The organism is Pilosibacter fragilis (genome assembly GCF_032490495.1).
Classification (GTDB): Bacteria; Bacillota; Clostridia; order Lachnospirales; family Lachnospiraceae; genus Pilosibacter; species Pilosibacter fragilis.
Genome location: NZ_JAVYJB010000006.1, coordinates 219,234 through 240,294 on the forward strand (window position 1 = coordinate 219,234; position 21,061 = coordinate 240,294).

Here is a 21,061-nt window from a genome sequence, read left to right on the forward strand (position 1 = left end):
CTACAAAATTTTAGCGTTCAAATTTGTGCAACTTTAACGAAAAGGAGGATCGTAAATGGCCGATGAAAAACTGAACACAGGCCCTGCGGAGAATACTTCCCCGGAGGCCGCCGGGCCTATCACCACACCCGAACAGGCCGCAGCGTCTGAGCCCCGGCAGGAACAGACCGGGCCTGCCATACCTGAGTCCGGCGATGTGGTTGTGTCCTTTGACAAAATCAATGAGCTTATGGCGGAAAAGAGGCAGAATGCCCGCGCCGAAGTCGAAAAGGCGGAAACCCCCGAAACGCCAGAGGCGGCAGCCCCCGGAGAAACACCGCAGCCCGCCAATACGGAGGAACCGAAAAAGCCGCGCCGTGGCCGTCCGCCGAAAGCGGAAAAGGCTGCGACTGAAAATCAGAAAGCGGAGAAATCGGCTGGGGCCCGCAAGGGCCGCCCACCCAAGGCGGATAAGGCGGCCCCTGACAAGCCCAAGCCGTCCAAACGAGACAAAGTGTCCCGAAGTGATGGAAAGGCTCCGGATGCCAAGGAGCCCATTAAGCCCGCACAAGATACGGCACCGAAGGAGACTGTTGCGGAACAGACAGCTCCCGAGCCGACTACACCGCCCCGCCCGGTTGAGGAAGGCAAGCTGGTTTATCTGAAACTTTCCGAGGTTCATCCGTTTCACACATTCCGTCCGCACCCCTTTAAGGTACGGGACGATGCGAAGATGCAGGAAATCGTTGCTTCTATCCGCGTAAATGGTGTAATGGTTCCCGGTCTTGCCCGCCCGGAGAAAGATGGAAACGGCTATGAAATTGTAGCGGGTCATCGCCGTACCCACGGCAGTGAACTGGCCGGGTTGGATGAAATGCCCTTTATCGTCCGTGAAATGACCGACCACGAAGCGGTTCAGGCCATGAAGGACAGCAACAAGCAGAGGGATCAGACGCTCCCCAGCGAACTGGCCGCCCTGCTGGAGCTGGAAGTGGAGGACATCAAGCACCAGGGCGGGCGGCTGAAAGGCGTTGCGGAAGGCGATGTCGGGAAACGCTCGGTTGAGATTGTGGGCGAGGCGCATGAAATGAACTATAAAAAGGTCATGCGCTACTTGCGGCTCAACTCCCTTGTGCCGGAGCTTCTGGACAAGGTAGACGATAAAAAGATGGGCTTCATGCCTGCCGTGGAGCTGTCCTACATCAAACCGAAAAATCAGAGGCTTATCGCTGTTTCCATTGACGGGGAGCAGGCATCGCCCTCACTGGCCCAGGCTAAACGGCTCCGGGAGCTGGATAAGGAAGGCAAACTCAATGGCGATGTCATTGACGGTATCTTATCAGAACAGAAAAAGGAGGATCGAGGCGTGATTATTTCTACTGCGGAACTGGAAAAGTATTTTGGCAAGGAGGTCACTCCCGCCAAAATGAAAGAACAGATTATGTCCCTGCTGGATGACTGGAAAGAAAAACAGCCGCCGGAGCTGGCAAAAGCCCCGAAAAAGCAGGAACTTGACAAGTAACAACTTCGAGACACTTTGTCCCGAGGGCCCCGCCCTCGCGCAGAGGCTCTGGTGGTATATATACCCGTCGCCGCCTGTTTTTTAGTACAGCCGGGAGTGGGCCGTCAAGGGTGCAGCGCACCGCCGTTTTCGGCGGCTCGCCCTTGACGGTCTGCCCCGGCTGTGCTATTTCCCCGGCAAGCGGCGGGGGTATATCCTCCAGAGCCGCCCCCTTTCCCAAGACTGGGAAAGGGCGTGGGGTTTGGGTTGAACTTTCTTATTAAAATATCGGAGGTATGAACGATGAAACGACCCCTTGCTTATATCACCGCTGCATGGCTCGGCGGCGATAGCGAAAACGCAGAACTGGCGGCGCAGTATTGCCGCACCGTGTATGAGGCAGGCTTTTCTCCTATTTGCCCGCCCCTGTACTTGCCCTTGTTTCTCAATGATGCTGTTCCCGAGGAGCATAAAAGCGGCATCGACATGAGCCGTGACCTGCTCCGCCGTTCTCATGTGCTGGTTGTTTGCGGGCACAGTATGACCGAAGCCATGAAAAATGATATTGCCGTGGCCCAGCGGCTGGGAATTACGGCAACAACCCTTGAGGGCATCCTGACCGTCAAGGGACAGGGCCGCCGCTAATGGCAACCCTGTTTGAAGCCTACGTTACCAACGTCGGAAAGTACAGCGAGGGCCAGCTTGTGGGTGAAACACTGAAATTTCCCACAACCGCCCAGGAGGTGGAGGCTCTCTTGAAACGGATCGGCGTGGATGGCGTCCGCTATCAGGAAATTTTTATTACCTCTTTCGATGGGGATGTGCTGGGGCTCTATGACCATTTGAGCGAGTATGAAAATCTGGACGAGCTTAATCATCTGGCCTGCCTGCTTTCCGGGCTTACCTCATCGGAGCTGGAAACACTGGAGGCCGTCCTCGACAGCGGCGATCACTGTTCTTCGGTGCGGGACATCATCAATCTGACACAAAATCTGGACTGTTACGGCTTTTACCCCGGCGTATCCGATGAGGAAACGCTGGGGCGTATTTATGTGGACGATCTGGAAATGTTGGATGTGCCGGATCAGGTAAAACCGTATTTCGATTATGAGGCGTATGGCCGGGATGCCTGCATCCACGAAAACGGCCATTTTGCCCCGGGCGGCTATGTTGTCAAAGAAAGCGATCATTTCGTGGAAGTGTATCACGGCTTGCAGGATATTCCCAAGGAGCATAAGGTATTCTCTTTCCCGAAGCTCTCTATCCGGGAGCAAATGGCCGCTTATCAGGAAATCATAGACGGTTCTTCTTTGGAGGGCTACCGTCAAATGCAGAAAAAAGACCGTGGGGATCGATGATGGCACTTCGAGACAAATTGTCCCAAGGAAGGAGGCGGTGTAACTGATTGATGAAGATATTTCCCGGCGCACGATAGCCATATCCGTAAAAACAACCAAGCTGACGGCGCGGGGACTGGCGTATGTGCTGGGCATGGTGGGCCGGAAGATCCGCAAGGCATACCGTGGGCGGCAAGTACCGCATGGAAAACAAAGTGTGCGAAAGCTCATGGCCCACGGTACAGCCACCAACAGCATTGAGCTATCCGGGGATGCCAAGTCCTTTGACCGCGTGGCCCGGAAATGGAATGTAGACTATGCGTTCTATAAAACCGGGCCGGACAAATACCTGCTGTTTTTCAAGGCTGGACAGGCAGACGCAATGACCGCCTGCTTTTCTGAGTATTCCCGGAAGGTGTTAAGCAAAGCAAAATCGAACCGTGTTCCCCTCCGGGAACAACTGCAACAGGCGGCAGATCAGCTTTCCAAAGAAAAGCCGAAGCAGAAAGAACGTGCAAAGGAGGTGGCCCATGAGGACAGATAAGATCAGAAAATATCTCATTCCGAACATTCCCTATCTGTTCATCCTGTGGGCGTTCCTCAAGCTGGGAACGGCCTACCGGCTGGCAGCGGGTAACGATTTTGCACATAAGCTCATCGGACTGGGCCAGACGATTGGCCCGGCCTTTGCTGACTTTGCACCCGGTCTTGCCCCGCTGGATTGGCTTGTCGGTATTGTAGGCGCAGTTGGTTTCCGGCTGCTGATCTATTTCAAAAGCAAGAACGCTAAGAAGTTTCGGCGGGATGCAGAATACGGCAGCGCTCGATGGGGAACGGAAAAAGACATCAAACCGTTTGTCGATCCGAAGTTTGAAAACAACGTGATTTTGACCGGGACGGAGTTTCTCACGATGAACACCCGCCCTAAAATCCCCGCAAATGCCCGAAACCTGAATTGCTGCATTATCGGCTCATCCGGCTCCGGCAAAACCCGCTTCTGGCTCACGCCCCAGCTTTTACAGGCTCATTCCTCTTATGTGGTGGTCGATCCCAAAGGCGGTGTGCTGGGACAGGTCGGAGCTTTCCTGCAAAAACGCGGGTACAAAATCAAGGTATTCAACAGCATAGATTTTTCAAAATCCATGCACTATAACCCGCTGGCGTATATCCGCAACGAGGCCGATATTCTGAAATTCGTGGATGCCCTGATTTCCAACACCAAGGGCGAAGGCAAGGAAGGCGATCCATTCTGGACGAAATCGGAAACGCTTTTATACTGCGCCCTGATTGCCTACATCATTTTCGAGGGGCCTGCCGAGGATCGGAACATGAATACCCTTGTGGATATGATTTCCGGCATGGAGGTCAAGGAGGATGACGAGGACTTTATGAACGCGGTGGACTATATGTTTGCCGGGCTTGAAAAGCGCAAGCCGGATTGCTTTGCGGTCAAACAGTATAAAAAGTACAAATTGGCCAGCGGCAAGACGGCAAAAAGCATTTTAATTTCCTGCGGTGCGCGGCTGGCTCCCTTTGACATCCCGCAGCTTCGTGAAGTCATGGCCTATGACGAATTGGAGCTTGACCGCATCGGAGATCGGAAAACGGCGGTATTCTTCATCATTTCCGATACCACGCAGACCTACAACTTTTTAGTGGCACTTGCATTTTCGCAGATGTTCAACCTCCTGTGTGAACGGGCGGACAATGTTCACGGTGGCCGCCTGCCGCACCATGTACGGGTGCTGTGGGACGAGGCAGCCAACACGGGACAGGTGCCCCAGCTCGAAAAGCTGGTCGCGGTTATCCGCTCCCGCGAGGTGAGTCTTTGCCTGCTGTATCAGCAGTTGGCACAGTGCAAGGCCATTTACGATAAGCACGCCGAGACAATCCTCGGCAACATGGACAGCGTGGTGTTCCTTGGTGGCCGCGAAGCCAGCACCATCAAGGAAATATCCGAGAACTGGCTGGGAAAAGCCACAATCAGTATGCAGACCGACAGCCGCTCCCGTGGTCAGTCGGAAAGCTACAGTCAAAATACCCAGCGGCTGGGCCGGGAACTGATGACCCCAGCCGAACTTGCAACCATGCCGGGAGATAAATGTATTTTGCAGCTTCGGGGCCTGCCCCCGTTCTTCTCTCCCAAGTATGATCTGAAACGGCATCCGAACTACCGCTATACGGCGGAGGCCGATAAACAGAAAAACGCTTTTGACCTCGACAGGCTCATTAACCGCCGCAGGCGGCCCGGTCTGAACGAGGCGTGTACGATGTATGAGGTGACTGTGCCGGACGATGCACTCACGGAAGAGGACGAGGACATCCTCAACTATGATGACATCGACGATCCAGACGCCTTTGCATAAATGCTTCGAGACAAAGTGTCCCGAAGTTTGTAACCTGCCGCCTGCATGGGCGGCTTTTTTGTTACCGGGAAAATCCCGGAGAAATGGAGGCTTATATGGCATTTTTCTCATCTGCAATCGACACTTTACAGACCCTCGTTATTGCTCTCGGTGCTGGCCTTGGCGTGTGGGGCGTGGTTAATCTGCTGGAGGGCTACGGCTCGGATAACCCGGGCTCCAAGTCCCAGGGCATGAAGCAGTTTATGGCGAAGTAGATGTAACAAAATCAAGAAAGGAAAAGCACAATCCAGACGGAACCAGCGGTACGGTCAAGAAATATTGTGGAAACACAAGGTTTCTGCTATAATGATGGAGAACACTTGGTAATAGAGAAGGAGGCGGGAGCCTATGCACATTAGCTATCAGCCGCTATGGGACACCCTGAAAGAGCGCGGCATGAGGAAAGAGGATTTGCGGCTGGCCGCCGGTCTTACCACCAATATGATCGCCAACATGGGCAAGGGGGAGCATATCAGCATGAAAACGCTGCTGCGTATCTGCGGAACGCTGGACTGCGACATTTCCGATGTAATTGCTTTGGAGCGGGACGAGGCCCCGGAGCTGGGGCGGCGCGGTAACTCCGGGCCAGCCTGACCCGAAGCGGCCAGCCATAGACGCACCCCCTGCTGGGACACTTTGTCCCAAAGCTGGAGGCATGACCGCCCACCCCAAACCTCTGGACACTTTGTCCCGCCAGCGGGCGGCGGCAACAGAATACAGATCCACCCAAGCAGGAAACTTCGGTTCCCTGCTTTTTTATTTCCACCCCCTGCGCCGGAAATTCATGCCGGAGTGCTTGATAAGCGGGGACTTGCGGAACAGCTTTTTCAAGGTGGTGCGTTCTTCTTCCGAGAGCCGCTTATATTTGAGCTGGAACGCCTTGCAGAACAGCTCCGTAAATTGCTGCACCCTGTCCCCCGGCGATTGCATGGCCTTTTGGACTTCCCGGATCAGCTCATCGGCGGGCGTGGTATCCGGGGCGCTTTCGCTGTCATTCTCATGGGCTTTGCGAATGTCTTGCAGAATGGCGTCCCATGTTTTGTGCGTCACATGGCAGAAAAAATCTTCCTCTTGTATCTGTCCGGCTTCCAAGATTTTCAGATAGCGGTCTGCGGCGGCTTCGGGATGGGCTTCCAGTATCATAGCCCGCACAGCGGCCAAAGCGGTGTTCATATCGTGAAAGCGCATGGTCGCCATCCCATCCACATAAATTTCCGCGTCTGCCAGCAGCTCCGCAAATTTGTCATGGGCGACGATCTCACACAGCAGCCGGTTATTGACCCGCCCGCTTTTCAGGAGGGCCACCGCTTCATCCGTCAGGTGCAGCTCCGCAAGGGGCGTGTTTTCATGCGCTCGGTTGTCGGTCAGACCCAGCAGGTAGTCCACCGTCACCTGATAAAATCCGGCCAGTTTTAGGAGGCTGCCATGGTTGATCTCCTTGTCCTCGTCATTCTCATAGCTGCCGAGGGCGGATTTTGAAAGGCCGACCTGTTCCGCCAGTTCTTCCAGCTTCAAGCCTTTCTCCACCCTTAAATCCTTCAACCGTTCCTGTACGGAAATGCGGGTTTTCATATCGCCACCCCTTCCTGCGCCTGTGCGCCGCCGTTTTCTTCCATTATAGCATACCATTCCGCAATCGTGGAATTTTTCGTTTTTGGAGTCGATTTCCTACTTTATGGACATACGGGCGGGGGGACAAAAATGGTCTATGATATGGGTAGTTCATCGATGGATCAAATCCAATCGAATGACCGGCCTGTATGGGATATGCCCCCCGGCGATGTAGCGCGGCGACCTGCGGCGAGGAAGTGGAGGAACCTTGACCGCAGCGAGCGTACCAACGGGGGCGAAACGCCGCTGAAAAAGCCAGGGGCAGGAACGACATTAGGGAGAACCGGCAAATATGGACACCGAATTGATACCGAAACACAACAATCCGATAGGGCATAGTTTACCCTATCCGTACTACTGCGGGGGATTTCAGAACGGCTCTACGGCTGTTTTTTCCTTGAAAATCGCCCCGAAATGCAACACAAAAACCTGCTGTCCGTCCACTCAGGCTGTTACGGCTGAAATGGGCGGATTTTTTGATGAAGGAGCCAATATGCCAAGAATGTCAAAAAAGAGGAAGCTGGAGCTATCCTTTTTCCTCAACGAGCGCGGGCGGGTGGCGTACAACAGCCTTTGCCGGAAATGCCGCCACGCCTGCAAACAGAGCTTCCGGGCCATTGTGATCCTCTGCCCCCACTACCATTCCAAGCGGGCCAAGGGAAAGGAGGACACCTGAATGAATACGGAATTTATGACCGCCGACACCAACCTGCCGCCCTGTCTGCCCCTGCCGGGGGCCATGCTGGGGCTGCCGGTGAGCAGCACCGCCAAGGTTATGTATGCCCGTCTGCTGGGGGAGATTTATACGGCGGGGACGGAGGACATCAACGGAATTTTATTTGTTCAATTTCCCATTGTGGAACTGGCGGCGGCGCTGGGGCGCAGCGCGCAGACTTGCAAGCGAACCTTGCGGGAATTGGAGGACGCCGGATTGCTCCTACGGGTGCGCCGGGAGATTGGAGCGCCGAACCGGATTTATGTCCTCATTCCAAGAAGCTAAACCGTTGAAAAACAGAAGAATAAGCCGCCCAAAACCGTTTTACAAAAGATCTCAGGTTTGTTATAATAAACACATGAAATTGAGCGTTTAATTAAAACATTTCAATGTACGGGAGGGTTCATAATGTGGATATTTATTTTAGTGGCAGTCATCGCAGTACTACTCATTCTTTACATTAAATTCTATAACCGTTTGCGGCGGCTTTCCGTCAAGGTGCAGGAAGGCAGCGCAGGCATTGATGTTGCTTTGGAGAAACGCTACGATATGCTGTCAGAAGAAATTGAAGCAGTAAAAAAGTATCTGGCACATGAGTATCAAATCTACACAGAAGTCACATCTACCCGCGCGGGAAAAAAACTGAACGAAAGCATATTTCAGGAAAAGAAACAACTGTCTGAGGAAGCGGTCAAAGCAATCAGCGAGACGATTACCGAACAGCAAAAGCAGATGGAAACAATCCGACAGCAGTTGGATCAGCAGCGAGGGCAAGATAACTCTCTTGGAGCGGAAACACCGGGTATGGGAGGCGACGGGCTGATCGGACATCAGGTAAGTCTGGATCGGAAACTTGGCTTGCTTGCTTCCGCCCAGCAGGGACTCACCGGGGTCAACTCTGCCATCAATGCACTGGCTGAGCAATACCCAACTCTTTATTCCTATGCGTCCATGCAGCATTTTCAGCAGGATATTTTTGACGCAGAAGAACACTTACAAGCGGCGAGACGGTTGTACAACTCTAATGTATCTTTGTATAACCAGAGAATTAACACATTTCCTTATCTGCTTTTAGCAAAACTTCATGGTATGAAAGAAGCGAAGTTTTATACTGTGGAAGAAAAGAAAAAAGACTTTAAGGTGCAGTTTTGAGAAGAAAGGAAAAAAGATGTATGAAAATGGTGGAACAAAATATCAGCGGTGTCAAGCTGGAACAGTTGCGGCAGAACGCTGTTAAAAAGCATAAGATTCTGCGGAAGCTGCTCCCGGTGTGCCTGATTTTATTTATAGGATTGACACTGGTAAAAAACCGATTTTTGTTTGTCTCCATCAGCGAATATGGCTTTGGAGACCCAGCAACTCAGGGGGCCTTTTGGGGTCTGATCGGAGGCATGATGCTCAGTGTGATTTTTGCGGGTGCTGTTTTTGTTTTTTACTATATGCTGGTCTATAAAAAAGCTTATGACCTCTTTTGTATCAATTTCAAAAACAAATATGTGTTGGACACTCTCCGACAACTGCCGGATTTTTCCGAACTGCGCTACAATGCCGGAGGCGGTCTTTCTTATGAGGAAATGAACCGTTTAAAGTTAATCCCCGGAGGCCAGTCGGTCTTTTATCAATCGTCGGATGAACTGTCCGGCAAGTTGGATGGAGTCCCCTTCCGGGCTGTCAATGTCTGCACTGGCGAAAAAGCTTCCGCAAGAAGTTCTACCCCCAAAATTCTATTTGAGGGACAGGTTATTGTTTTTTCCTATTTTGATAATCGGAAGATCAGTGAGGGTTTTGTTCAGGTGTTTTCCAAAAAAGCTCTGTCTAAACTCAGGGAAACCAGAGTCCCGTTGCCAATTCAGACAGAAAACAGTGTATTCAATGAAAATTTTGCGGTGTTTGCAGAGAACGAGCAGAATGCTTTTTACATCCTGACACCCCAGGTGATGGAGCAGATTACAGCTTTTCAGGAAGCTATGGAAGGAAACGTTTATCTTTCCTTTTCTGAAAAATCCCTGTATGTAACTTGCAGCCAGCTTCGCAATCCTTTTCATATTTACATAGATATTCCTGTTGAAGAACAGCGTCAAAAGATTGCCGGCGATACGGCGATTCTCCGCAGCGCAAAGGAAATTCTCATTAGAGCCGGACAAAGCAGTCCGAAATAAGAAGTCAGTCCCTGAAAGGAGGTAGGTATCATATGGGATGTACGATTGTGTTCGTTATCCTGCTTGTTATTGGAATAGGCATCCTCTGCTTTTTGACGGGGGATATGACGGCTTTTATCGCCCTGGCTGCTACTTTAGTCATAGGGCTTGGTCTTGCCGGTATTCTGTATCATATCTATAAATCGAAGCAAAGACGGATGGAGAAGTATAATCCCCTATCCCCTACATTGCGCTGGATGAATGCCGCAGGGTCGATCCTGATTGCCGCAAGTCAACATACAAATTTTCATCTACTGGCTGGCTGGCGGTACAATAACGAATTTGACCGGGAAAGTATTAAAACAATGCTGTGGGATTATTGGGGCATTCAAGGACATGAGACAGCTATAAAGGAAATGCGCAGCCTGATCGACGAGGGAATGCGTGCCAGCTATCGGAGGAAAATGGAACTCTTGTCGCATAAATATAAGGATGCTACAGAAGTCCAGCTCATTGAGGAGGCCCGCAAAACTAATCCAAAAGCCGATGAAGCTAGCTATCTGCCGAAAATGCTGACAGCATGGCGGCGTTATGGGGAAAATGCCCTGTTAGGCTGGGATATGGGACGCTGCGCATATATCACGCAATGTTGCTATCTGGCAGGCTACATCAATATGAAGGAAATGTTGGATTTGTGTGTAGATGCCGGGACAAAGGCGCAGGCTTTTTTTCAGAACTGGGAAGAAATGATGGAGAGCTATCTGCTGGGCGGCCAGTTCTGGCAGCATGAGGATAAGAATGACCCAAAATCCATGACGGCAGAACGATGGAAGCTATATGAACAGCTCTGGCAGGGAAAAAAGCCGTTTCAGGGTTCTCCATACCTCGCTGTCCCATTCGACCAGCCTCTTTCCAAAGAGGTCATCACCAACGAATACGGCATTCTGCCGGAATACCAGAAATATTATAATTATGGATAGATAGCCTCTGGTACAGAGTAGGCATTGACAAAAGCACTTACAAATACTGAGGTAATGCTAATTTGATTATTTAGTCATTGAAAAATCCCTTTAGGAACTAAAGGGCGCACTTCTATACATACCCTACCGGCTATGTATTCGTGCGCTCTGCGAGGCAAAGCGGCGGATTGCCAAATGGAGCAATCTGCCGTTTCTGCGTCACTGCGTTCCGTCCAAGGGGCTGCACCCCTTGCGGCGCTTTGCGCCTATCCCTGCCTGCCCCCAAAAGGGGGACACCCGCCCTGCGTCTGTCCCCCTTCCGAGGGCCTTACAACCGAACACCGACACCCTGACCGCTCACCGGGAACGCCCCGGAGGACGGTCATTTTTTCACCCATTTTTAGTAAAGGAGGGCAACACCATGAGCAAAGAATTAGATGAACTTCGGCAGGAGTACGCCGAGAACGAAGCCAAGCTGCGCCAGTACCAGAACCGGGTCAAACGGCTGGAACAGCGCAGGCAGTATTATGAAAAGGGTGAGCGCCAGAAACGCGCCCACCGGCTCATTACCAGAGGGGCCGCCGTGGAGAGTGTGGCCCCGGAGGTCAGGCCCCTGTCCGAGCAGGGCTTCTATGCCCTTGCCGAGTATATCTTCTCCATGCCGGAGGTGCGGGCCGCTGTCCATGCCGCCGCCCAGCGGGAGGGCGAGTAAATGGCCCTGTTCCATTTGAGCGTCACGCAGGTCAAACGGAGCGAGGGACAGTCGGCCATCGCGTCGGCAGCCTACCGCGCCGGGGAGCGGCTTTACAGTGAACGCTACGGCGAGTACAGCGACTACACCCGCAAGGGCGGCGTGATCTGCTCCGACATTCTCCTGCCCCCGCAGGCCCCGCCCGAATACCAAGACCGCCAGACCCTGTGGAACGCCGTAGAGGAAGTGGAGCGCCACAAGGACGCCCAGCTTGCGTACAGCTTTGATATTGCCTTGCAGAACGAGTTTTCTTTGGAGGAAAACATCGCCCTCGCAAGGCAGTTTTTGTTGGAGCAGTTTGTCAGCCGGGGCATGGTGGTGGACTTTGCCGTACACCAGCCCGACAAGGAGGATGGTGGCATACCCAACCCCCACTTCCATGTGCTTTGCCCCATCCGGCCTATCCGGGAGGATGGCAAGTGGGGCTTCAAGCAGCGGCGCGTCTACCGTCTGGACGAGGACGGCAACCGCATACTGGACAGCAAGGGCAAGCCCCTCTTTGACGCGGTTCCCACCACCGACTGGGGCAGCCCGGAAACGCTGGAACACTGGCGGGAGGCGTGGGCCGGAATGTGCAACGCCAAGTTTGCAGAAAAGGGCCTGACCTGCCGGATCGACCACCGCTCCTATCTGCGGCAAGGGCTTGACCTGCTCCCCACCGTCCACGAGGGGCCAGCGGTGCGCCAGATGGAGGCGCGGGGGATCGCCACCGACAAGGGCGACCTCAACCGCTGGATCAGGGCCACCAACGCCCTCTTGAACGATTTGAAGCGGAGGATCGCCGCCCTGTTTGGCTGGCTGAACGAGGTGCGGGAGGAACTTTCCAAGCCACAGGCCCCCGCCCTTGCCGATCTGCTGGGGGCCTACTACGGGACGAGAAACGCGGGGGCGTGGAGCAATAGGGGCAAGGTGGGCAATCTCCAAAGGTTTGCCGATACCGTGAACTATCTGACCGGGCAGAAGCTCTACACCGTGGACGATTTGGAGGCCCGCGTCACTTCCCACAATGAGCGGATCGAGGAACTAAAGGCCAGCATGAACAGCAAGCAGACCCGCATGAAGGAGCTGCAAGCCCTGCTGGAACAGGCGGGACGCTACCGGGAGCTGAAACCCATCCACGACCAGATGAACGCCATCCACCGGCAGGGCCAGCGGGAGAAATTCAAGGCCGCCCACGAGGGGGAGCTGCGGCAGTTTTACATGGCCCGCCGCAAGCTGAAAGACCACTTCACCCCGGAGGGCAGGCTGCCCCTTACCAAGTGGAAAACGGAGTACGGCAAGCTGCAACAGGCATACCAAGAGGCATACGCCAAGTACACGCCCATCCGGGAGGACTTGATGAAGCTGTACCAAGTGAAATCCGTGGTGGACAGCGCGAGCCGCCAGCAGGAGCAGGCTCACACCCAGCGCCGGGACAGGGATATGGATCGGTAAGGGACTTCCCATTTCCCGCCGCCAGTGGTAAAATGAAATCAGTTTTACGGGCCACCAGCTATGGGACAAAGTGTCCCATAGCTGGGGGCATGATCGCCCCGCCCAACTTCTGGACACTTTGTCCAGCCAGCGGATAAGAAATGGCTAACGCATGACCATAAGAGACAGGGGGATTTGTAATGAGCGGAAAGAAGAACAAAAGACTTTTAGGAGTTATTTCTATTTTCCTGTGGGCTGTTATTCTAACGATTGTATTACGCTCGTATTTGGAGAAAACAGGATATACCCTGCCTGTTTTCTGGATTGTCATTCTGGCCTGTGCCGCCGCCTTCCTCGGCTGGTGGGTTTATATGAGTGTGCGGATCAACCATCTCATAAAGAGACTTGACGCAGCAGGTTTTCAATATCAAACCACCCATGATGAAAAAGCCTATCTGACAGAATTAGATGAATGTGCGAAAATGCCCGGAGCAGAAAAAATCACGCTTTCCAAAATGCCAGCAAAAGATTATTTAACCATTCTGAAAATCAGGACGCTGCGGGAGGCCGGACGGACAGCTGAAGCAAGCACTCTGCTGGAAACGGCCCGGCCAGAAATCACAAATGACAGGGCGAGACAGCTATTAAAAGCGGAAGAAGAACAACTACCATAAGCCAAGCACAGTCTTTCAGGAGGGATAGGTGATGACAAAAAGAGGAAAAAGACGGCTCGTGATATTTTTGTGCGCGGCGGTTATTCTTGTGGCGGCGGGGATCGTCTGGGTCAAGCTGCACCCGCCCCGTCCACTCCATGAGCAGATCGCAGATTATATGTACCATTCCCGCACAGACCCAAAGCTGGAATACCTCGTTGAGAAATATGGTGATGAATTTGTGGCAACAGAGTACGGAAGTATTCAATCTACACGATTTTCAGATTTTTATGTAAATGTAGAATGGTATGAAGAAGAAAAAACCTACAAAGACGATTACATCGTTTATTTGAGAAAGCAAGAATTAGAAAGTATCTTAATCCCCATAGCAGAACCTATCTTTGGTAAGTGCAAATTATTTGTTATTAGCTATGGCGATTGTCCATCGAATTATGGGAAAGATACATCCGCGCTGGAACTACTGGGCGCATCAGAAGAATACCCGCTTGTTCAAGTTTGTGTTTATACAACAAAAGACGCCAATCAAAGGGACGAGGATATGCAGAAATGGACAGAGGCGCTTCAAGAGCGCAGGTATTTTGTCTGTGCAAATATCGATTATCTTTCCAGCGAAACTTACGACAAAGTAGAGCAAAAGAGTTATCAGTACATAAATGGAGACGATGACTACATATGTCGTGGCAGCGCATTCATTTCTCCCGATAATTTTAAATGGCGTTTTGGCGGATGGGAGGAAAAAAATGACTGATGGTACACCGTTCCAACTTCTGGACACTTTGGTCAGCCAAAAACGGAAAACCAAACACCACCCACTAAGGCGCGGCTTGCTGGCCGCACCTTTCCTATGTGAAAATTGAATATGGAACCCAACAACCGGCGCTTGCCATTTTCCTTGTGAGAATGACAGGCGCTTTTCTTATGTTCAGGAGGATTTCATCGAATGTATTTGAAGCTGTCAAGCAGTCTGTCACCACCCGGCAGGCCGCCGAGCGTTATGGTGTCCGGGTGGGCCGGAACGGGATGTGCCGCTGCCCCTTCCTTGACGATAAGACCCCCAGCATGAAGGCTGACCGGCGCTTTCACTGTTTCGGCTGCGGCGCGGACGGGGATGCGATCGACTTTGTTTCCCGTCTGGAAGCTGTCAGCCCCAAGGAAGCCGCCCTCATGCTGGCACAGGCGTTTTCCGTCCCTTATGAGGACAAGGAGCTGCCCAGCCACAGGAAACCACCGCAGGAAACCCCGGAACAAAGTTTTAAGCGTATGGAGCGGCATTGTTTCCGGGTACTGTGCGACTACCGAAACCTGCTTCGCCGCTGGAAGGAGGACTGTGCCCCCAAGACCCCAGAGGACGATTGGAACCCTTTGTTTGTGGAAGCCCTGCAAAAGCAGGACTATGTGGACTATCTGCTGGACACGCTGCTCTCCCCGGACATGGAGGAACGGGCGGCGCTGATCGCCAGCTATGGAAAGGAAGTGAGAAGCATTGAGCGAAGAATGGCAGAACTTGAAGCCGGAGCTGCGGCAGGCCGTGACGGACGCCATACAAGAAGCGCCGCCGCCCCGGAGCGTTGAGGAAGTCAAAGCCATGCTGGAAAGCACCGAGAAAGGCGGTGTGCGGAACAGTATTCAAAACTGCCTGACCGTCTTTCAGCATGACCCCGTTTTATCCGGGGCGCTGGCAAAGAACCTGCTGACCGAGCGTATAGACCTGCTGCGGCCCATCGGCAGGAAGCACCGGCCCGGCAGCCGCGCCCTGACCGACACGGACATGAAGTATATCCGGCTGTATCTGGAAAAGACCTACGGCCTGACCAGCGAGAAAAAGATCGCGGACGCCGCCGACCTTGCGGCAGACGCCAACCGCTACCACCCCATCCGGGACTACCTGAACGGCCTGACCTGGGACAGAACCGAGCGAATCCGCTTTTGCCTGCGCCACTTTTTAGGAGCCGACAGCGACCAGTACACCTATGAAGCCCTGCGGCTGTTCCTGCTGGGAGCCATCCACCGGGCATTCTGCCCCGGCTGTAAATTTGAAGTCATGCTCTGTCTGGTGGGCGGTCAGGGAGCCGGGAAATCCACCTTTTTCCGGCTGCTGGCCGTGAAGGACGAGTGGTTTTCCGATGACCTTCGCAAGCTGGACGATGACAATGTGTACCGCAAGCTGCAAGGCCACTGGATTATTGAGATGTCGGAGATGATCGCCACCGCCAACGCCAAGAGCATTGAGGAAATCAAGTCTTTTTTGAGCCGACAGAAGGAGGTCTATAAAATCCCATACGAAACCCACCCGGAGGACAGGCTGCGGCAATGCGTGTTCGGAGGAACTTCCAACGCCCTGGACTTCCTGCCCCTTGACCGCTCCGGCAACCGCCGCTTTATCCCGGTCATGGTGTACCCGGAGCAAGCCGAGGTTCACATTTTGGAGGACGAAGCTGCTTCCAGAGCCTACATCGAACAGGTGTGGGCCGAGGCCATGACCATCTACCGCAGCGGGGATTTTAAACTGTCTTTCAGCCCTGAAATGGTGCGCTATCTCAAAGAACACCAGCGGGACTTTATGCCGGAGGACACCAAGGCCGGGATGATCCAAGCCTACCTTGACCGCTACACCGGCAGCGCGGTGTGTTCCAAGCAGCTTTACAAGGAGGCGTTGAACCACCCCTATGACGAGCCGAAACAATGGGAAATCCGGGAGGTCAACGACATTATGAACCATTGTGTCACGGGCTGGCGCTACTTCTCCAATCCCCGGATATTTGAGGGCTACGGCAGGCAGAAGGGCTGGGAACGCGAAGCCCCGGCAACGGGCTTTGACAACGGGGCCGAAAAAACCCCGGAGGGCTTTATGGAAGTCACAGAGCAGATGGAGCTGCCATTTTGAAAAATCCGGGGAAAAACCAGCCGATTGCCGACCCGGTTGCTATCCCGTTGCCGGGCCAGTTGCCGGGAAATAGCCTGTCACTACGGGCTTTTCTCCCCTCTGACAACCAAAACAACCAAAAAATAAAAGAAAAAGTAAATAGTAACCCAACCGCCAGACAGAGATAGTTTGCAAGGTTTTTTGAAGCCCGTTGCCGGACTTCGTTGCCAGCCCTCTCCTTGTCTGGCTATTCTATTATGGAGGATAACTGCCTATGGCAAAAACCAAAACAGAAATTCATGTGACCACAGTATTTGACGGTGAACTGGACGCTGCCGATGTATTTGTAAGCCTGATCGCACAGAAATACGGGCAGGACACCGGGAAAAGAAATCTTGCGAAAAAGCAAGAAACCGAGTATAATAAAGATAAGGTTCAGAAGAACCGTGTTCCGTCTGGATTGTGCGGGTAAACGGTTATGATGAACGGATATGAATATACAGGCATAAATGCAATTCTGGCGGGCAGCTTCCGGGCGGCCATCTATTGCAGGCTTTCCAAGGACGATGATCTGGACGGGGAGAGCGCCAGCATTGCCAACCAGCGGGATATGCTGGAACACTACTGCGAAAAGCAGGGATGGGAGGTTGTGGAAGTTTATCAGGACGATGGCTACACGGGGCTGAACATGGAGCGCCCCGACCTGAAACGGATGATAAAGGCCATCGAGCGCAGGCAGGTTAACCTTGTCATTACCAAAGACCTCTCCCGGCTGGGCCGGAACTACTTGCAGACAGGCTATCTCATTGAGGACTTCTTCCCCCGGAACGGTGTGCGCTACATCGCCATGAATGACGGGATCGACACCTTGCGGGAGAACAACGACATTGCGCCGTTCAAAAATATCCTGAATGAGATGTACAGCAAGGATATTTCCAAGAAGGTACATTCTTCCTACCTGCTGAAAGCACAGAAGGGCGAATTTACCGGCTGTGTGGCCCCCTTCGGCTATCGGAAAGACCCGGAGGACAAAAACCACCTGCTGGTGGACGAGGAAACGGCCCCCATTGTCCGGCAAATCTTCCTTTGGGCGCTGGAAGGACACGGCCCCAACTTCATCCGGCGCAGGCTGGAAGAACAGAAGGTGCCTTGCCCTACATGGTGGAACCGGGAACGGGGCTTCCGCAATGTCCGCACCAAATGGGAAAAGAAAGACCCGGAAAACGGGCGGTATATGTGGGACTTCTCTGTGATAAAAGACATCCTGATGAATCCCGTTTATACTGGGGCGATAGCTTCCCAAAAGAAGGACTACCGCTTCAAAATTGGAACCATTGGCGAGAAGAAGCCGCAGGACTGGATTGTGGTGGAGGAACGGCACGAACCGTTGATTGACAGCAAAAGTTTTGCCATCGTGCAGGACAAGCTGAAATCCCGCCAGCGCCCTCGGCAGGACGGGGAAACCAGCCTGTTTGCCGGGCTTATCAAGTGCGGCGAGTGCGGCAAGTCGTTGACCATCCGCACCACCCACGCCAAGCACCCGCAGCAGATTTACGCCTGTAAGACCTATGGGGCGTTTGGCAAGAACCATTGCACCCAGCACCGGGTAGAGTATGACACCCTTTACCGCCTTGTCCTGAACAAAATCCGGGAGTGCGCCAGCGCCGCCCTGATGGACGGGGAGGCCATCGCCGGAAAGCTGACCGACACCTGCGAAGCCGAGCAGAAGGGCCAGCGGGAGGCGTGGGAGCGTTCCCTTGCTAAAGACGAGGAACGGATGGAGGTTTTGGAAAAGATGGTGCTGCGGCTTTATGAGGACATGATGGCCGGACGGATCAGCGATACCAACTTCAAACTCATGCTGGGCAGGACACAGACGGAGCAGGCCGAACTGAAAGCGCGGGTAGAGGAAGCCCGGAAAAGGCTGTCCGATGAAGCGAAGATTGAAAGCGACGCCCGCCAGTGGATAGACGCCATTCAGGAATACGCCGACATTACCGAACTGGACGCAGCCACCCTAAACCGCCTGATTAAAGAAATCGTTGTCCACGAACACATCGACAGCGATAAGACACGACACATTTCCATCGAAATCCATTTCAATCTCAAACCCATCCCGGAGGTGGAACAGGTCAAAGGCTGACCTGTTCCCGCCGGGGCGGTTTTAAGACAATTCCATATAGTTTCTGACACGCCGCCGCCCGCCATCGAGCAAGGTTTTACTCCTATTTGGGGATAAAACAGCTCATGGCGGGCGGCGGCATCATCGTCATTGGCACCACACTGATCCCTCTGCTGTCTGGCCTGTTTTAAGGTAGGCGCTTATGGATTTTCTCACCGACTGGCTCACAAACTGGCTCAAAGAGCTTCTGATTGGCGGGATCATGGGGAACCTCGAAGGTCTTTTTGATACTGTCAATACCCAAGTCGGAGAGATTGCGGCACAGGTAGGGACTACCCCGGCGGCGTGGCACGCCGGGGTTTTCTCCCTGATCCGACAGCTTTCCGAAACGGTGATCCTGCCGATTGCCGGAATGGTGCTGACCTTTGTTGCCACTTATGAGCTCATACAGATGCTTTTGGAAAAGAACAATATGCACGAGGTTGACGTTGCGAACCTCTATAAATGGATGTTCAAAACAGCCTGTGCAATCCTGATCCTGTCAAACACATTCAATATCGTCATGGCCGTGTTCGATGTGTCACAGAGCGTCATCGCGCAGGCAGGCGGGCTCATTCAAGGCTCCACCGATGTTTCGGCGGATATGCTTGCTGAACTGGAAACCTCGCTGGAGACGATGGACTTAGGGCCGCTTTTGGGGCTGTGGCTGCAGTCTGCGCTCATTGGCTTCACAATGAAGGCGATGGGAATTATCATTTTCGTTTTGGTGTATGGCAGGATGCTGGAAATCTATCTGCTGACCAGTCTGGCCCCCATCCCCGTTGCTACGCTTTCCAACCGGGAGCTTGGCGGCACCGGGCAGAACTACATCAAGTCCCTGTTTGCCGTGGGCTTTCAAGGGCTGCTGATCCTTGTATGTGTTGCAATTTACGCAGTGCTCATTCAAGGCATCGCAACAGGCGGCGATCCCATTGGGGCGATTTGGGGAACTGTGGGCTACACGGTTCTGCTTTGCTTCATGCTCTTTAAGACCGGGAGCATTGCCCAGCGTATCTTTGGCGCTCATTAACAGGAGGTGGTGCTTATGCCGAGAAGATACGGGGCAGACGGAACGCGCTTATGGAATGGAAAAACGCCGGAGGAGTTTACTGAGGCAGACGCTTACCGCTTTATGGCGGAAACAGAGGCCGTCCTGCAAAGAAAAGAGTTGATGGACGACCCCGCCCAGCCTGCTCCGGCAAGCGGAAAGGAGGAATTTTATCTGAGCAAGAAGGACGATGTATTGCTGACCCCGGAGCAGATTGCTGCGGAGGAACGGCGCTGGCTGTTTGATGCTCCCATCGCGGAGCTTGCAGAAGTCAAGGGCGTTAGCATTGATGAGGCAGTAAAAATGCGGACAGATGCTGTCTTGCAGGAGGCGGTTGTTCCGATCACGGTATCTGTCCGCCCGATTGAGCCGCAGGGAAAACTGATCGGCTTCGCCAGCGTCAATTTTGGCGGTGTGGTCATCGACGATTTTAAGGTTGTGGACGGGAAAAACGGAATTTTTCTCGGAGTTCCCTCTAAACCCGATCCTGCCAGCCGGACGGGATACCGGGCTACGGTTCGGATTCCTGACCGCGCCACACAGGAACGGATTAACGCGGCTGGTGTGGAGGCGTATCATGCGGCGGTGGAACAGCTTGTTGCGCGGGCTCAGGCGGTACGGCCTGCCCCGATCAAGGAGCAGATGGCCGAGGCCGCAAAGCAGGCAGGAAAAGAAAACGCCGCCCGGCCTGCGCCTGCCAAGGAAAAGGAGGCCCGCAATGACCGATAGCCACACTTTGGGACAAAGTGTCCCGAAGGAGGGCTTGTTTCTCTTGGACGGCATCGAGGGCCTGCGTTCTTTGCCAAAACATAGCGTGGATATGCTGCTGACCGATCCGCCCTACGGCACAACCCGGAATTATTGGGATGTGCCCCTGCCGCTCCCGGAACTGTGGGAGGCGGTGAAATGGGCGGTCAAGCCGAATGGCGCAGTGCTGTTTTTCGCACAGTGCCCCTTTGACAAGGTGCTGGGCGCATCCAACCTCGCCATGCTCCGCTATGAGTGGATTTGGTACAAGGAGCGCGGAACGGGCTTTCTCAATGCAAACCGGGCTCCACTGAAAAAGTCCGAGAATATCTTGGTGTTTTACCAGAAGTCCCCGGTCTACAATCCGCAGTTTACTTATGGCAAGCCTTATGCCCGCGTTCATTCCCGAAGCGGTACAAGCTCCAACTATGGGAAATTTGAACGGCAGGGATCGGAGTCCAACGATGGCCGCCGCTATCCCGGAAATGTACTTTTTGTGCCTACGGTGTCCGGCGGCATCCACCCCACGCAGAAGCCCGTGGAGCTCTGCGAGTATCTGATCCGCACCTATACCCACCCCGGAGAACTGGTCGCGGACATTTGCGTTGGCTCCGGCACAACCGCGATTGCAGCCATCAACACAGAACGCCGCTTTGTATGCTTTGAAACGGCCCCGTCCTTTTATGCCGCCGCCAGTGAGCGCATCCGTGCGGCGCAGGCAGTAAAAAGCTCCGGCGAGAAAGGAGTGTAATTATCCAG

The 21,061-nt window shown here is 53.5% G+C and carries 23 protein-coding genes and 2 pseudogenes; 24 read left to right on the forward strand and 1 reads right to left on the reverse strand.

Going from position 1 to position 21,061, the window contains the following annotated elements; all coding sequences use genetic code 11:
- Positions 1 to 55 precede the first annotated feature (55 nt).
- From ABCW45_RS08010 to ABCW45_RS08040, 7 genes and pseudogenes are all read left to right on the forward strand, one after another.
- On the forward strand, positions 56 to 1,501 hold the full coding sequence (locus ABCW45_RS08010; protein WP_117461868.1) for a ParB/RepB/Spo0J family partition protein: 1,446 nt from the start codon (positions 56 to 58) through the stop codon (positions 1,499 to 1,501).
- Between the two features lie 282 nt (positions 1,502 to 1,783).
- Complete coding sequence (locus ABCW45_RS08015; RefSeq protein WP_003020223.1) at positions 1,784 to 2,125, forward strand: DUF7768 domain-containing protein; 342 nt, start codon at positions 1,784 to 1,786, stop codon at positions 2,123 to 2,125.
- On the forward strand, positions 2,125 to 2,838 hold the full coding sequence (locus ABCW45_RS08020; protein WP_117461867.1) for an antirestriction protein ArdA: 714 nt from the start codon (positions 2,125 to 2,127) through the stop codon (positions 2,836 to 2,838). The genes ABCW45_RS08015 and ABCW45_RS08020 overlap by 1 nt, the downstream gene beginning before the upstream one ends.
- A gap of 133 nt (positions 2,839 to 2,971) precedes the next feature.
- The gene (locus tag ABCW45_RS08025) at positions 2,972 to 3,361 is read left to right on the forward strand and encodes a PcfB family protein (RefSeq protein WP_179964669.1); all 390 of its coding nucleotides are present in this window, start codon (positions 2,972 to 2,974) and stop codon (positions 3,359 to 3,361) included.
- Entirely contained in the window at positions 3,348 to 5,183 is a 1,836-nt protein-coding gene (locus ABCW45_RS08030) for a VirD4-like conjugal transfer protein, CD1115 family (RefSeq protein ID WP_117461865.1), read from the forward strand. The genes ABCW45_RS08025 and ABCW45_RS08030 overlap by 14 nt, the downstream gene beginning before the upstream one ends.
- Before the next feature lie 95 nt (positions 5,184 to 5,278).
- Positions 5,279 to 5,431: pseudogene (locus ABCW45_RS08035) on the forward strand (Maff2 family mobile element protein); the annotation flags it as partial.
- A 139-nt stretch (positions 5,432 to 5,570) separates the two neighbouring features.
- On the forward strand, positions 5,571 to 5,816 hold the full coding sequence (locus tag ABCW45_RS08040) for a helix-turn-helix domain-containing protein (protein WP_054705783.1): 246 nt from the start codon (positions 5,571 to 5,573) through the stop codon (positions 5,814 to 5,816).
- 162 nt (positions 5,817 to 5,978) lie between these two features.
- Here the strand turns inward: ABCW45_RS08040 and ABCW45_RS08045 are convergent, their stop codons facing one another.
- Entirely contained in the window at positions 5,979 to 6,794 is an 816-nt protein-coding gene (locus ABCW45_RS08045) for a helix-turn-helix domain-containing protein (RefSeq protein ID WP_054705780.1), read from the reverse strand.
- 532 nt (positions 6,795 to 7,326) lie between these two features.
- On the opposite strand from ABCW45_RS08045, the gene ABCW45_RS08050 reads away from it, so the two are divergent.
- The 17 genes and pseudogenes from ABCW45_RS08050 (at position 7,327) to ABCW45_RS08130 (ending at position 21,053) form a co-directional block, all read left to right on the forward strand.
- A complete protein-coding gene (locus ABCW45_RS08050; RefSeq protein WP_009260699.1) occupies positions 7,327 to 7,509 on the forward strand; it encodes a hypothetical protein in 183 nt (60 codons plus the stop codon).
- The gene (locus ABCW45_RS08055; RefSeq protein WP_054705774.1) at positions 7,510 to 7,833 is read left to right on the forward strand and encodes a winged helix-turn-helix transcriptional regulator; all 324 of its coding nucleotides are present in this window, start codon (positions 7,510 to 7,512) and stop codon (positions 7,831 to 7,833) included.
- A gap of 123 nt (positions 7,834 to 7,956) precedes the next feature.
- Entirely contained in the window at positions 7,957 to 8,700 is a 744-nt protein-coding gene (locus ABCW45_RS08060) for a LemA family protein (protein ID WP_195633617.1), read from the forward strand.
- A gap of 116 nt (positions 8,701 to 8,816) precedes the next feature.
- Positions 8,817 to 9,707: a DUF3137 domain-containing protein gene (locus ABCW45_RS08065; protein ID WP_242849615.1), complete on the forward strand. Its 891-nt coding sequence runs from the start codon at positions 8,817 to 8,819 to the stop codon at positions 9,705 to 9,707.
- Between the two features lie 32 nt (positions 9,708 to 9,739).
- On the forward strand, positions 9,740 to 10,666 hold the full coding sequence (locus ABCW45_RS08070; protein ID WP_054705769.1) for a DUF1266 domain-containing protein: 927 nt from the start codon (positions 9,740 to 9,742) through the stop codon (positions 10,664 to 10,666).
- A 400-nt stretch (positions 10,667 to 11,066) separates the two neighbouring features.
- Positions 11,067 to 11,357, forward strand: coding sequence for a DUF3847 domain-containing protein (locus ABCW45_RS08075; protein ID WP_083460870.1), 291 nt, complete (start codon positions 11,067 to 11,069; stop codon positions 11,355 to 11,357).
- A complete protein-coding gene (mobQ, locus tag ABCW45_RS08080; RefSeq protein ID WP_343220627.1) occupies positions 11,358 to 12,830 on the forward strand; it encodes a MobQ family relaxase in 1,473 nt (490 codons plus the stop codon).
- Positions 12,831 to 13,009: 179 nt separating this feature from the next.
- Complete coding sequence (locus tag ABCW45_RS08085; RefSeq protein ID WP_054705766.1) at positions 13,010 to 13,483, forward strand: hypothetical protein; 474 nt, start codon at positions 13,010 to 13,012, stop codon at positions 13,481 to 13,483.
- Positions 13,484 to 13,514: 31 nt separating this feature from the next.
- A complete protein-coding gene (locus tag ABCW45_RS08090) occupies positions 13,515 to 14,231 on the forward strand; it encodes a hypothetical protein (protein WP_054705763.1) in 717 nt (238 codons plus the stop codon).
- A gap of 170 nt (positions 14,232 to 14,401) precedes the next feature.
- Entirely contained in the window at positions 14,402 to 15,055 is a 654-nt protein-coding gene (locus ABCW45_RS08095; protein ID WP_343220628.1) for a CHC2 zinc finger domain-containing protein, read from the forward strand.
- 13 nt (positions 15,056 to 15,068) lie between these two features.
- Positions 15,069 to 16,367: a virulence-associated E family protein gene (locus ABCW45_RS08100; RefSeq protein ID WP_343220638.1), complete on the forward strand. Its 1,299-nt coding sequence runs from the start codon at positions 15,069 to 15,071 to the stop codon at positions 16,365 to 16,367.
- A 253-nt stretch (positions 16,368 to 16,620) separates the two neighbouring features.
- Positions 16,621 to 16,818 (forward strand): hypothetical protein, encoded by a 198-nt coding sequence (locus tag ABCW45_RS08105; protein ID WP_054705760.1) that lies wholly within the window; start codon positions 16,621 to 16,623, stop codon positions 16,816 to 16,818.
- A gap of 6 nt (positions 16,819 to 16,824) precedes the next feature.
- Positions 16,825 to 18,489: a recombinase family protein gene (locus ABCW45_RS08110; RefSeq protein ID WP_343220629.1), complete on the forward strand. Its 1,665-nt coding sequence runs from the start codon at positions 16,825 to 16,827 to the stop codon at positions 18,487 to 18,489.
- An 89-nt stretch (positions 18,490 to 18,578) separates the two neighbouring features.
- Positions 18,579 to 18,659, forward strand: a pseudogene (locus ABCW45_RS08115) (Maff2 family mobile element protein); the annotation flags it as partial.
- A gap of 11 nt (positions 18,660 to 18,670) precedes the next feature.
- On the forward strand, positions 18,671 to 19,537 hold the full coding sequence (locus tag ABCW45_RS08120; protein WP_117461320.1) for a VirB6/TrbL-like conjugal transfer protein, CD1112 family: 867 nt from the start codon (positions 18,671 to 18,673) through the stop codon (positions 19,535 to 19,537).
- 15 nt (positions 19,538 to 19,552) lie between these two features.
- On the forward strand, positions 19,553 to 20,284 hold the full coding sequence (locus tag ABCW45_RS08125; protein WP_343220630.1) for a septation protein SpoVG family protein: 732 nt from the start codon (positions 19,553 to 19,555) through the stop codon (positions 20,282 to 20,284).
- Positions 20,274 to 21,053, forward strand: a complete 780-nt coding sequence (locus ABCW45_RS08130; RefSeq protein ID WP_117819236.1) for a DNA-methyltransferase — start codon at positions 20,274 to 20,276, stop codon at positions 21,051 to 21,053. Before ABCW45_RS08125 ends, ABCW45_RS08130 begins: the two co-directional genes overlap by 11 nt.
- Positions 21,054 to 21,061 lie beyond the last annotated feature (8 nt).

What these genes read in the sequence shown, in the direction of transcription:
- ABCW45_RS08010 (WP_117461868.1), top strand. Translation starts at nt 56, where the DNA reads ATGGCCGATGAAAAACTGAACACAGGCCCTGCGGAGAATACTTCCCCG.
- ABCW45_RS08015 (WP_003020223.1), top strand. Translation starts at nt 1,784, where the DNA reads ATGAAACGACCCCTTGCTTATATCACCGCTGCATGGCTCGGCGGCGAT.
- ABCW45_RS08020 (WP_117461867.1), top strand. Translation starts at nt 2,125, where the DNA reads ATGGCAACCCTGTTTGAAGCCTACGTTACCAACGTCGGAAAGTACAGC.
- ABCW45_RS08025 (WP_179964669.1), top strand. Translation starts at nt 2,972, where the DNA reads ATGGTGGGCCGGAAGATCCGCAAGGCATACCGTGGGCGGCAAGTACCG.
- ABCW45_RS08030 (WP_117461865.1), top strand. Translation starts at nt 3,348, where the DNA reads ATGAGGACAGATAAGATCAGAAAATATCTCATTCCGAACATTCCCTAT.
- ABCW45_RS08040 (WP_054705783.1), top strand. Translation starts at nt 5,571, where the DNA reads ATGCACATTAGCTATCAGCCGCTATGGGACACCCTGAAAGAGCGCGGC.
- ABCW45_RS08045 (WP_054705780.1), bottom strand. Translation starts at nt 6,794, where the DNA reads ATGAAAACCCGCATTTCCGTACAGGAACGGTTGAAGGATTTAAGGGTG.
- ABCW45_RS08050 (WP_009260699.1), top strand. Translation starts at nt 7,327, where the DNA reads ATGCCAAGAATGTCAAAAAAGAGGAAGCTGGAGCTATCCTTTTTCCTC.
- ABCW45_RS08055 (WP_054705774.1), top strand. Translation starts at nt 7,510, where the DNA reads ATGAATACGGAATTTATGACCGCCGACACCAACCTGCCGCCCTGTCTG.
- ABCW45_RS08060 (WP_195633617.1), top strand. Translation starts at nt 7,957, where the DNA reads ATGTGGATATTTATTTTAGTGGCAGTCATCGCAGTACTACTCATTCTT.
- ABCW45_RS08070 (WP_054705769.1), top strand. Translation starts at nt 9,740, where the DNA reads ATGGGATGTACGATTGTGTTCGTTATCCTGCTTGTTATTGGAATAGGC.
- ABCW45_RS08075 (WP_083460870.1), top strand. Translation starts at nt 11,067, where the DNA reads ATGAGCAAAGAATTAGATGAACTTCGGCAGGAGTACGCCGAGAACGAA.
- mobQ (WP_343220627.1), top strand. Translation starts at nt 11,358, where the DNA reads ATGGCCCTGTTCCATTTGAGCGTCACGCAGGTCAAACGGAGCGAGGGA.
- ABCW45_RS08085 (WP_054705766.1), top strand. Translation starts at nt 13,010, where the DNA reads ATGAGCGGAAAGAAGAACAAAAGACTTTTAGGAGTTATTTCTATTTTC.
- ABCW45_RS08090 (WP_054705763.1), top strand. Translation starts at nt 13,515, where the DNA reads ATGACAAAAAGAGGAAAAAGACGGCTCGTGATATTTTTGTGCGCGGCG.
- ABCW45_RS08095 (WP_343220628.1), top strand. Translation starts at nt 14,402, where the DNA reads ATGTTCAGGAGGATTTCATCGAATGTATTTGAAGCTGTCAAGCAGTCT.
- ABCW45_RS08100 (WP_343220638.1), top strand. Translation starts at nt 15,069, where the DNA reads ATGCTGGAAAGCACCGAGAAAGGCGGTGTGCGGAACAGTATTCAAAAC.
- ABCW45_RS08105 (WP_054705760.1), top strand. Translation starts at nt 16,621, where the DNA reads ATGGCAAAAACCAAAACAGAAATTCATGTGACCACAGTATTTGACGGT.
- ABCW45_RS08110 (WP_343220629.1), top strand. Translation starts at nt 16,825, where the DNA reads ATGATGAACGGATATGAATATACAGGCATAAATGCAATTCTGGCGGGC.
- ABCW45_RS08120 (WP_117461320.1), top strand. Translation starts at nt 18,671, where the DNA reads ATGGATTTTCTCACCGACTGGCTCACAAACTGGCTCAAAGAGCTTCTG.
- ABCW45_RS08125 (WP_343220630.1), top strand. Translation starts at nt 19,553, where the DNA reads ATGCCGAGAAGATACGGGGCAGACGGAACGCGCTTATGGAATGGAAAA.
- ABCW45_RS08130 (WP_117819236.1), top strand. Translation starts at nt 20,274, where the DNA reads ATGACCGATAGCCACACTTTGGGACAAAGTGTCCCGAAGGAGGGCTTG.